12 protein-coding genes are annotated in these 11247 nt (G+C 32.0%); 3 read left to right on the top strand and 9 right to left on the bottom strand.

The window, feature by feature from the left end; genetic code table 11:
* The coding region (locus tag B2741_RS11315; protein ID WP_291138902.1) for a T9SS type B sorting domain-containing protein at positions 1–358 on the top strand (358 nt) is incomplete at its 5' end.
* 87 nt (positions 359–445) lie between these two features.
* Here the strand turns inward: B2741_RS11315 and B2741_RS11310 are convergent.
* Entirely contained in the window at positions 446–1639 is a 1194-nt protein-coding gene (locus B2741_RS11310; RefSeq protein WP_291138900.1) for a pyridoxal phosphate-dependent aminotransferase, read from the bottom strand.
* A 124-nt stretch (positions 1640–1763) separates the two neighbouring features.
* Here B2741_RS11310 and B2741_RS11305 point away from each other — a divergent pair, with 124 nt between their 5' ends.
* Positions 1764–3071, top strand: a complete 1308-nt coding sequence (locus B2741_RS11305; RefSeq protein WP_291138898.1) for a PDZ domain-containing protein — start codon at positions 1764–1766, stop codon at positions 3069–3071.
* Positions 3072–3102: 31 nt separating this feature from the next.
* Here the strand turns inward: B2741_RS11305 and B2741_RS11300 are convergent, their stop codons facing one another.
* Positions 3103–3528, bottom strand: coding sequence for a DUF1573 domain-containing protein (locus B2741_RS11300; protein ID WP_291138896.1), 426 nt, complete (start codon positions 3526–3528; stop codon positions 3103–3105).
* Between the two features lie 197 nt (positions 3529–3725).
* Here B2741_RS11300 and B2741_RS11295 point away from each other — a divergent pair, with 197 nt between their 5' ends.
* Positions 3726–6356 carry a valine--tRNA ligase gene (locus B2741_RS11295; protein WP_291138908.1) on the top strand — a complete coding sequence of 877 codons (2631 nt, stop codon included), beginning with the start codon at positions 3726–3728 and terminating at the stop codon, positions 6354–6356.
* Between the two features lie 66 nt (positions 6357–6422).
* Here the strand turns inward: B2741_RS11295 and B2741_RS11290 are convergent, their stop codons facing one another.
* The 7 genes from B2741_RS11290 to B2741_RS11260 form a co-directional block, all read right to left on the bottom strand.
* Entirely contained in the window at positions 6423–7475 is a 1053-nt protein-coding gene (locus B2741_RS11290) for a restriction endonuclease (RefSeq protein WP_291138895.1), read from the bottom strand.
* A 172-nt stretch (positions 7476–7647) separates the two neighbouring features.
* Positions 7648–8610, bottom strand: coding sequence for a hypothetical protein (locus tag B2741_RS11285; RefSeq protein WP_291138893.1), 963 nt, complete (start codon positions 8608–8610; stop codon positions 7648–7650).
* Positions 8611–8773: 163 nt separating this feature from the next.
* Complete coding sequence (locus tag B2741_RS11280) at positions 8774–9244, bottom strand: hypothetical protein (RefSeq protein ID WP_291138891.1); 471 nt, start codon at positions 9242–9244, stop codon at positions 8774–8776.
* 202 nt (positions 9245–9446) lie between these two features.
* Positions 9447–9761, bottom strand: a complete 315-nt coding sequence (locus B2741_RS11275; protein ID WP_291138889.1) for an HPF/RaiA family ribosome-associated protein — start codon at positions 9759–9761, stop codon at positions 9447–9449.
* A gap of 87 nt (positions 9762–9848) precedes the next feature.
* Complete coding sequence (locus B2741_RS11270; RefSeq protein ID WP_133607940.1) at positions 9849–10055, bottom strand: helix-turn-helix domain-containing protein; 207 nt, start codon at positions 10053–10055, stop codon at positions 9849–9851.
* Positions 10056–10058: 3 nt separating this feature from the next.
* Positions 10059–10595 carry a DUF2975 domain-containing protein gene (locus B2741_RS11265; RefSeq protein WP_291138887.1) on the bottom strand — a complete coding sequence of 179 codons (537 nt, stop codon included), beginning with the start codon at positions 10593–10595 and terminating at the stop codon, positions 10059–10061.
* Positions 10596–10841: 246 nt separating this feature from the next.
* Positions 10842–11246 (bottom strand): TIR domain-containing protein, encoded by a 405-nt coding sequence (locus B2741_RS11260; RefSeq protein WP_291138885.1) that lies wholly within the window; start codon positions 11244–11246, stop codon positions 10842–10844.
* Position 11247: the final 1 nt, after the last annotated feature.

Genomic DNA, 11247 nt, shown 5'->3' with positions numbered 1-11247 from the left:
TGTGTTTACAGGAGTAAGCGCAGGAGAACATTTAGTAACTGTTATTGATACAGAAGGCTGTACCTTTATGACACAAATAGTAACCATAATCGATTATCCAAATTATTTCACACCAAATGGCGATGGGATACATGATACTTGGAATATCAGTGGCTTGAATCAAGCAGATGCTAAGTTGTACATTTTTGACCGCTATGGTAAATTAATAAAACAACTAAGCGCTACAGACGATAGCGAGGGTTGGGACGGAACATACAATCAAGAGTTACTTCCATCAACAGATTATTGGTTCTCATTAGATTACACAGAAAATGGAGTCGCTAAACAGTTTAAAGCGCATTTCTCACTAATTAGATAAATAATAAAAGCAATCCTTGGATTGCTTTTATTTCACAAAAAAAGAGTTCACTAGAATTAGTGAACTCTTTTTTTATATAATTTTTTTTTACTTGTTATTATAAACAGCAATAGCTTCTTTTAAAATTTGAACTGATTTGATTAAATCATCTTTCTTTAAAACATAAGCTATACGAACTTCATCTAACCCAATATTTGGTGTAGAATAGAATCCTGCTGCGGGAGCTACCATAACTGTCTCTCCATTTAAGTCGTATGATTCTAACAACCATTGAGCAAATTTATCTGCATTATCAATAGGTAATTTTGCAATACAATAGAAAGCACCTTTTGGAGTAGCAACTGTTACACCTTCAATTTTATTTAATTCGGCAATTAAAGTATCTCTACGATCTTTGTATTCTGAAATAACATCATCAAAATAACTTTGAGGAGTTTCTAAAGCAGCTTCACTTGCAATTTGTGCATAAGTTGGAGGACTTAAACGCGCTTGAGCAAATTTCATAGCAGTAGCCATAACTTCTTTGTTCTTAGAAACAATACAGCCAATTCGTGCTCCACACATACTATAACGTTTAGAAACCGAATCAATCATGATAGCATTTTCTTCTAATCCAGGAACATTCATAACTGAAAAATGCTTATCGCCATCGTAAATAAATTCGCGATAGACTTCATCGGCAATTAAAAATAAATCGTGTTTTTTTACGATTTCAGCTAGTTTTAGAATTTCTTCTTTAGAATATAAATAACCTGTTGGATTTCCTGGATTACAAATTAAAATAGCTTTTGTTTTTGAAGTAATTAATTTTTCAAAAGCTTCAATTGGAGGTAAAGCAAAACCAGTTTCAATTCCTGAAATTACTGGAACAACTTTTACGCCTGATGCAGTTGAAAACCCATTATAATTGGCATAAAATGGTTCTGGGATAATAATTTCATCATCTGTATCCATTGTACTTCCCATAGCAAAAAGCAAAGCTTCTGAGCCACCCGTTGTAATGATAATATCTTGTGTGTCTATTGGTAATCCGTGATTTTTATAGTATTGAGAAAGTTTAGTTCTATAGCTTTCAAAACCAGCAGAATGACTATATTCTAATACCGTTATGTCGGCATTTTTTACAGCTTGTAGCGCCACTTCTGGAGTTTTAATATCAGGTTGTCCAATATTCAAATGATATACTTTGTGACCTTTTTTCTTAGCAATTTCTGCATATGGAACCAATTTTCTAATTGGTGATTCTGGCATTTGTTGCCCTTTAACGGAAACTTTTGGCATGACTTGTTTTTTAAAGATGTGCAAAATTGCGATTTTTTTTTGTGATATTAGTAAAACAACACATTAAAAAATGTTAAATCAATTATTTGTATTTATGTTTTTCTTATCTTAGAATAAAAAAATTATGACAAAAATATTCTTATTAAGAATACTAATTTTATTTGGAGCAATATCTTTTGCTCAAGACTCTATTATTTGGAATTCAAAAAAAGATAAAATAAAAATACCGTTTGAGCTTTCCCATAACCTTATTATTGTTGATATTGTTTTTAATGGGGTTAAATTAAAAATGATTGCCGATACAGGTGCGTCTAAAAGTATTGTGTTTAGTTTGCCTGAGAATGATTCATTAGTACTAAAAGAAGCGGATTTAATTACAATTTCTGGGGCTGGTATTAATGAAAAAGTTCAAGGATATTTATCAAAAAAAAACACACTTCAAGTAAAGGGTTATTCGGATTATAATTTTGAAGCAATTTTTGTATTTAATCATGATATTAGTTTAGTGAACAAATTAGGTATTCCAATAAATGGAATTTTAGGAAGCTCTTTTTTTAAAAACCATTTAATGGAAATTGATTACCAAAGAAAAAAAATCATTTTATATAAATCAAAAAAGAAAAAGATAAAAAAAATAAATGAAAAGTATGTAAAATCAGTTGTGGAAATCAATAGAGATAGGCCTTACGTTTTTCTTAAAACTAAATTTGATAACGAAAACTTGAACTTAAAATTACTATTTGATACAGGTTTAGGAGATGGGTTATGGTTGTTTGAGAATGATAGTATAAAATGTAAAACATTTTTTTTTTTAGATTTTTTAGGAAGAGGACTTTCGGGAGATATTTATGGAAAAAAATCCAGAGTTGAGGAGGTAAAACTTGAAAACAATTTACTGGAAGATGTTTTGGTTTCTTATCCCGATGTAAATTTTTTTGATAAAAGTTTGATTGTTCAAAATCGGAATGGTTCTTTAGGCGGAGAAGTTTTAAAAAGATTTAATTGGATTTTAGATTATGAAAATCAAGATTTTTATTTTAAAAAAAATGATTTATTTAGTAAGCCATTTAACTACAATATGTCAGGAATAGAAGTGCAACATTCAGGTTTTCAATTAATAAAAGAAAAGTCAAGCGATGCCGTAGCTACAACTGTAATTAATTATGGTAAAGAATTAAAAGAAGATAATTTTAAATATGAACTAAAGCCAAATTTTGAAATATATGCTGTTAGAAAAGATTCGCCTGCAGATAAAGTAGGATTATTAGTTGGCGATAAAATTATAAAAATAAATAATAAAGTTGCATATAAACTTTCAATACAAAGTATAACTGATTTGTTTCAATCCGAAGAAGGCAAATGGATAACCATGATTGTAGATAGAGCCGGAATTCGGTTTACAGTAAAATTTCAATTAGAAAAAATCCTATAAAAAAAGTCCCAACTCAATTGGGACTTTTTATTTATGAATTTGGAAATGTTTTCTTTTTTACTAACGGACTAACTTCTTCCTTAACAATCACCGTACCTTTAATTCGTAACGGAACCATACCGTTTGGTTTGTTTACCGCATTACTTTCAATAGTAATCGTTTTGCTAATAGGACCTGGATTCATGTTATATTGAACTTTAATTTGGCTTTTTCCGCCTGGAGCAATTGGTTCTTTTGGCCACTCAGGTACTGTACAACCGCAACTCGATTTTGCATTAGTAATGATAAGCGGAGCATCACCAGTATTTGTGAATTGAAAAATCCTAATCCCATCATCTTTTCCTTTTTCTACTTCTCCATAGTTTATGGTTTCTTCTTTAAACTCAATCTTTGGGCCAGTTTGAGCAAATGAAGTCATACCAACTAATACAATCAAATAAACAAGTAATTTTTTCATCATCTTATAAATTAATAGGTTGTTGTAAAATTAATTAAATAAAAGCAACCAACAAACTACTCCTAACATTTTTTTTATTTTCGTGATATAGTTACTTTTGCAGTAAGTAATACAAAAAACATACCAAAGTAAATTTTGGAATGTTAAAACGAACAGTCAAACTGTTCAACGATTCAACAATTAAACAAGAAAACAGTATAATGATTCCTGCACAATTCAACGCTAAAGAAGTAGAACAAAAGTGGTACGACTACTGGATGAAAAACGATTATTTTACCTCCAAACCCGACCACAGAACGCCATATACCATTGTAATTCCGCCACCAAACGTAACGGGAGTCTTACACATGGGACACATGTTGAATAACACCATTCAAGATGTATTAATTCGTCGTGCGCGTTTAAAAGGGTTCAACGCTTGTTGGGTGCCAGGAACTGACCATGCCTCAATTGCTACCGAAGCTAAAGTAGTAGCCAAGTTAAAAGAAGAAGGCATCAATAAAAACGATTTAACGCGTGAAGAATTCCTAAAACACGCTTGGGAATGGACAGACAAATATGGTGGAACCATCTTAGAGCAATTAAAACAATTAGGTTGTTCTTGCGATTGGAGTCGTACCAAGTTTACGATGGATGACGACATGTCAGCTTCAGTAATTCACTCATTTGTAGATTTATACAACAAAGGTTTGATTTATCGCGGCTACCGAATGGTAAACTGGGATCCAGAAGCTAAAACTACATTATCTGACGAAGAAGTAATCTTTGAAGAGCGTCAAGGAAAATTATACTTCATCAAATACAAAATCGAAGGTTCAGAAGATTTCTTAACCGTTGCTACAACGCGTCCAGAAACTATTTTTGGGGATACTGCTATTTGTATCAATCCAAATGATGAACGTTTCTCGCATTTAAAAGGTAAAAAAGCAATCGTTCCAATTTGCGGTAGAGTTATTCCTATTATCGAAGATGAATATGTTGATGTGGAATTTGGTACAGGTTGTTTAAAAGTAACGCCTGCTCACGATACAAATGATAAAACGTTAGGTGATAAACACAATTTAGAAATCATCGATATTTTCAACGAAGATGCTTCTTTGAATTCATTCGGATTGCATTATCAAGGAAAAGACAGATTTGTGGTTCGTGAAGAGATTTCGAAAGAATTAGAAACCATCGGAGCGTTAGCAAAAACTGAAACACATTTAAATAAAGTAGGAACTTCTGAAAGAACCAAAGCGGTAATCGAACCAAGATTATCAGACCAATGGTTTTTAAGCATGGAAGAATTAGTAAAACCTGCTATCAAAGCGGTTTTAGAATCAGACGAAATCAAATTATATCCAAGTCGTTTTAATAATACCTACGCACATTGGTTAAATAATATTCGCGATTGGAATATTTCGCGTCAATTGTGGTGGGGACAACAAATTCCAGCTTACTATTTTGGCGATGGAAAAGAAGATTTCGTAGTAGCTGAAAACATCGAAAAAGCGCTTGAGCTTGCGAAAGAAAAAACTGCCAACTCAACACTGACCACTGCTGACTTACGTCAGGACGCTGACGCACTTGACACTTGGTTCTCTTCATGGTTATGGCCAATGGCGGTTTTTGGAGGTGTTTTAAATCCAGAAAGTGAAGATTTTAAATATTATTATCCTACCAATGATTTAGTTACAGGTCCAGATATTTTATTCTTCTGGGTAGCGCGTATGATTATTGCAGGGTATGAATATGCTGGAGAAAAACCATTTTCAAACGTATATTTAACTGGATTAGTTCGTGATAAGCAAGGTCGTAAAATGTCGAAATCATTAGGGAATTCACCTGAACCGCTTGGACTAATTGAAAAGTTTGGTGCTGACGGAGTTCGTGTGGGATTGTTATTGAGTGCTTCGGCAGGAAATGACATTTTGTTTGACGAAGAATTATGCAACCAAGGAAAAGGTTTCTCTAATAAAATTTGGAATGCTTTTAAACTAATCAAAGGATGGGAAGTAGCGGATATTGCACAACCAGAATCGTCTAAAGTAGCGATTGAATGGTACGAAGCGAAGTTGCAACAAACCTTAGCCGAAATTGAAGATAATTTTGATAAATACAGATTATCTGATGCGTTAATGGCGATTTACAAATTGGTTTGGGACGATTTTTGTTCGTGGTTCTTAGAAATGATAAAACCAGGTTACCAACAACCTATCGACCGCGCTACGTTTGAAAAAGCGATTGAAATGTTAGAAGCGAACTTGAAATTGTTACATCCGTTCATGCCGTTTTTAACAGAGGAAATTTGGCATCATATTGCCGAAAGAACGCCAGAACAAGCCTTAATAGTAGGTGAGTGGCCAAAAGCGAAAGCGTTTGACGCAAAATTAATTGCTGATTTTGATTTCGCAACCGAAGTTATTTCTGGAATTAGAACCATTCGTAAAGACAAAAACATTCCGTTTAAAGATACGATGGAATTAAAAGTGGTGAACAATGAAAAAGCGTCAACGTATTTTGATTCGGTGATTCAGAAGTTAGGAAATGTTTCTGCTTTAGAATACGTTTCAGATAAAGTAGATGGCGCGTTATCGTACCGTGTGAAATCGAATGAATATTTTATTCCAATTACAGGAAATATCGATGTAGAAGCAGAGATTGCAAAATTAACGGAAGAGTTAAACTATACCAAAGGTTTCTTACGCTCAGTACAAGGGAAATTGTCTAACGATAAATTCGTAGCCGGCGCACCGGAACAAGTAATTGCAAACGAACGCAAAAAAGAATCCGATGCTTTAGCCAAAATTGCGACTTTAGAACAAAGTTTAGCGAGTTTGAAATAAATTTTATACAAACCTGTCAGGTTTTAAAATAGAAAATCCCAAGTGTGAGCTTGGGATTTTTTTTTGTTATGAGGCGAATTTCTCTTTATACTTTTTATAATTTTCAACAATATTATTAGGTAGATTTAAAGATATGTTAGTAAGCTTTTCGGGATTAAATTCTTTTAGGACTCTTATTTCCGTTTCCTTGTCTTTAAATATTTCAAATGCTGAGTCTTCAAATATTACAAAAACATATTTACCGACATTCCAAAATTCTTGATCTTTTTTGTGATTTAGATGTAAATCATAATATTGAAAATCGTAATTTTCCATTTCTTCTTCATATTCTTCATCATCAAGCCAATACATTTCATCTAAAAATCCTGCTCCACCAAGTTCATTATAATTTTCTTTGTACTCTTCAAATGATGTAAGTTTATCATTTATTGTAATTTTTTTTAAATAAGCTAAAACTCGCATTATAATTCGACCATCAAAATCACCATAATGATCATTTCTAGCCTCAAAAGCTTTATACTGATCATAAAAATTAAAGATTATAAAACCAAAATCTTCTATGTCTAATTTATCCAAATCAATATTTTCAATTATTTCCTTTAAGACTTCGTAGCTTGGATTTATATTAAATTTTACTTTATAATCTTTAATGTCCTTAAATAATTTTTCATAGTGATTTTCAGAAAAATAGCGTTCGACTAAATCTGAATATTGAACAATTCTATTTTTCAATTCTGGGCCTTCTATTAATATTATTTTATAATTTTTTTGAGGTGATATTTTTTCTAACCAAGTTCTTGCAGCTGTTGTTATGTAAGAGCTTATGAAAAAAACTAGGAAATTAGGTTGTTCAGCATCAGCCCAAGCAATTTTTGAATTTAAATCTGCAGGCGGAACGCCAGCTGAATAGTGTTTACACTCAAAAAACCATTTTTGCTCAATTTTGGTAAAAGGGTTTGAATAATTTGAATTTGCTTCAATATCTCGTCCATTATCACCGCCACCATCACGCCAAATAAGATTATGAAAATTATAATTCACAAGTAAATCATAGCATAGATTTTCAAATGCTTTTGGAGAGATTTTTTCAAAAGAGATATCTTCAATTTTATATTTCATTTTTTATAAACATTGTGTTTTTATAATTTGTCACTTAACGTTTCGCGGCTTTGCGTCAGTTTTGATGCCAGCGAACCCCGTACTGTCTGCCAAGTTAAAATTTTTTCGTTAAGAAATAAGCGCAACACAAGAAAAACCAGCAATAGCGCAAAACCGCTGTTAGCAGCAGTAACTAAAGTAAATCTAAAAAATTATTCGGACTATCGTCTGAAGTAAACATTTTTAAATATTCATTTGCCATTTCTTCACTATAATGATGACGAATTATATTTGCCATTCTATCAATAGGGTGTGGATGAGATTGAGAACTTCCTTCTGATATTCGAGCAAGAATGTCAAATAATTGCATTACCGGAGTAATTAGAGAGTTTCTAGGAATCCCCTTATATCTTTTGAGCGCTGCTTTCTCAAATATTGCAAAGCCAGTTAAGTCAGCTCGAAATTCCATTTCATGATCTTTATTGTCATTAAAGACATCCCAATTATAGTCATTTAAATGGTAAAAGTTGTTAGCGTTTTCAAGATCTCCATTGAAAAAATGGCCTAATTCATGGCATAAAACAAAGAGTTCTTTTAAATCCAAATTTACAGCATGAATTGAAGAAGCTTCTGGATTCAATTTAACCATTGCCCCAGCAGCTGTTCCATGTTCTTTATAGGTTTCAATTAACTCTGTTGCAAAATTTAGGTAGTGCTTTTTCTTCAAAAGTTTAGTTTTACCGCGACTACATGTTAATACACTTTTAGGATTTTGCGCTGCGAACATCAGTTTTCCAAATTTATGAAGCAACATCATTAGTCCTTCATAAATTAGTACCGCATATTTTCCATCAGGGCTTCTAACGCATAAGGCGTTACAATAAGTGTTTACCACTTTTCCAAATGCTATTGAGCTTTGCGCTTTCTCTAATTCTTCAGGGTCTAATACATCATAAACTTTTTTAACTAGCATGTCAATTAACATGTTACTTTCGATAAGTTCTTCTTTTGAAAGATTTTTTAAAGCATCAATTTTCTTGTGTTCAAGATCATTTAACTTAGTAAACTCATCATGTTTCTTCGTTTTGATTTGAGGAGAGTTTCTTAAATAATCTTGGAGATCTTTTACAAATTCTTGTGGTGTATTGTAAGACATATTTTAAGGTTATTGCTGCTAACGTTTCGCGGCTTGCTCTCAGTGGCGTTGAACCAGCACCAAGCCATCACAAATATAATAAAACATTCCATTCAGCAGCGGATTTTCCGTAGGAAAATCCGGAAGTAGCCATTGAAGCAAACCGCTGTTGTGTAACGTTTTTTCAATTCGTTTCAAGTTGTCCGACTTTCTTTTTTGTTAAATTAATTTTTAATTGTAAAAAACAGTTTCCACCGTCATCAACATCTGCTAGATAATCTCTCCAATTTTCGGCTGGTTCTTCGCAAAAACAATTGACATAAACTTCTTTTTGTCCATTTTTGTTTATATACACTAAATATTGTCTATGATATTTTTCAAGATCTATATAATCTGTTCCAAAGTGTATTGTTGGGTTTCTTTTTTCTCTTTTATTGTATTTATTAACCTTTTTTACCAGTTCGTTTTCAGCGTAAAGTAATTCATCTATAGATAATTTACTTTCGGTACAATTTTTAAAATAAGTTTTTGAATTCTTTTCAAATGGTAGTATTGCAACTTTCGAAGTGTCAATCGTTTTTATCGCAGGATTTATTACTTGTGAAAAACAAGTATTGTAAAGTAACAAAAGTAAAAATATCTTTAAATTATTCATCAGACTAAAATGTTACACAACTCGTTTATATGCGAAACTTTCGGACTAGTATCATGCCTTATTGGCAAGATTGTCGAAAGTTTTACATTATTTTATTACTCAAATATAATAAAAAATTCTTACAAAATAGTAAACACTCATTAGTTAAACCACTAATTTATAAACAAAAAAAATCCCGAGCCTAAACTCGGGATTCCTTATTTTAATGTTCTTTTATTTTTTCTACCGTCGTGTCTAAAACACGTTGCATTTTTTCTAATGCTTCAAAAAAGGCTTTTTCTGGGCTGTCGGCATTAGCGGTAACGGCAATGGGTTGTTTTTTTTCTACTTTGGCTTCAATGACACATTTTTTGTCGTTTGGAGTTGATTTATTTCCGTTTTCATCGGTAATATGAACTTCCACTCGGGTTACAATTTCGTCAAATCGTGCTAATTCATTTTTAATTTCGGTTGTAAAATATTCTGTAAAACGGCTTCCGCCTTCAATGTTTTTGTCGGTGTGAATTTGAACTAACATAGCGTTAAGGGATTAAATTAATAATACCTAAACTTACGAATATTCTTTCAGTTTTACAAATTCAATTGCGTTAAAAAAGTCCTAAATCTAATCTTCCACAAATTCTAAAATATCGCCTGGCTGACAATCTAAGACTTTACAAATGGCCTCAAGTGTACTAAAACGTACCGCTTTTGCCTTTCCTGTTTTTAAAATGGACAAATTGGCTAAGGTAATGTCTACTTTTTCCGAAAGTTCGTTGAGCGACATTTTGCGTTTTGCCATCATCACATCTAAGTTTACTACTATTGCCATACGTTATACGGTTAAGTCGTTTTCGTTTTGAATATCGATTCCTTTTTTAAAGATAATCGCGATAATGTAGATAACACCTCCCATTAAAATAAAAGCGCCACTGTCTGCCCAAAATTGGTTTAAGTTTTCGGGAACAAAACCGTGATGCGTTAAACTTTTAACGATTTGTCTGGCAATGTGACTTAATACTCCAATGGAAAGGGTATAATAACTAATATGTAAAATTTGTTTTGCCACAAAAGTGTTGAACGGTTTAGACAAATCCATTTTGTGCATGAGATGAATTACGGCATAAAATAGTACCGCTTTTAAAATGGAAATGATAAGTATAAAGCTATAAACACCATAAAAAGCTAATTTACTGTCGTTATACATAGCCATTAAGTCTAACTTTTGATACAGATTTTCAATGATTTCAGGATTATAAAGACTGAAAAAGAAATTGACAATTAAGCCTCCAGCTTCAATAGACAAGCCCACAAAAATTAGCCAAGCTATAACATATAAGCCCCAAAATACGAAGTTGTTTGTTTTTGACATAACTACAAAGTTTAAAATTACATTGCAAATGTCAATAAAAATTTATTGAAAAACAATAAAAATTTAGTTATTTTAGATAAATATTTAAAAGTAGTTGTGTTTGCTGGGTTTTGGGAATGAAAAACTCCCGTTGGGCGGGAGTTTATGATTTTATAGTTTGAGGTTTAGATTGATTTTAAATGTAAAATAAATTATAAACTAAAGCACAAAACAAGCAATAGCGTAAAACCTGTGTTAGCAGAAGGTTTATTTGGCATATGTTCTAATAGCTTGTACAATACTTTCTGTATTCCACCGAACATCAGTGACAGAATATTTTGTTACAGTAGTTGAAATTCGTTCTTGTCCCCAAGGAGCAACACCAATTATTGGTATGTTATTACTATGAGAAGTTAATATTTCCCATTCAATCCATTCTGAATGAGAAGCATAAATTCCAGATATTGCTAAAACTACATCAGAGTCTAATATTTTTTTCTTTAAAACAGCTTTAATATATGCAGCACTTAAAGAATTTATAGGTTGTTCTTGACTTGCTTCTTTAAATTCTACATTAAAGTATCCTCGTTGATTGAGTAGGTTTTGCAAGTTTTTCAAATCTTCAGGATATTTCCATGAATGACTGATAAAAATTTTATAATCTTTTGCCATA

The organism is Flavobacterium sp. UBA7663 (assembly GCF_002483315.1).
Classification (GTDB): domain Bacteria; phylum Bacteroidota; class Bacteroidia; order Flavobacteriales; family Flavobacteriaceae; genus Flavobacterium.
This window is presented reverse-complemented; position numbering and strand designations above follow the sequence as displayed.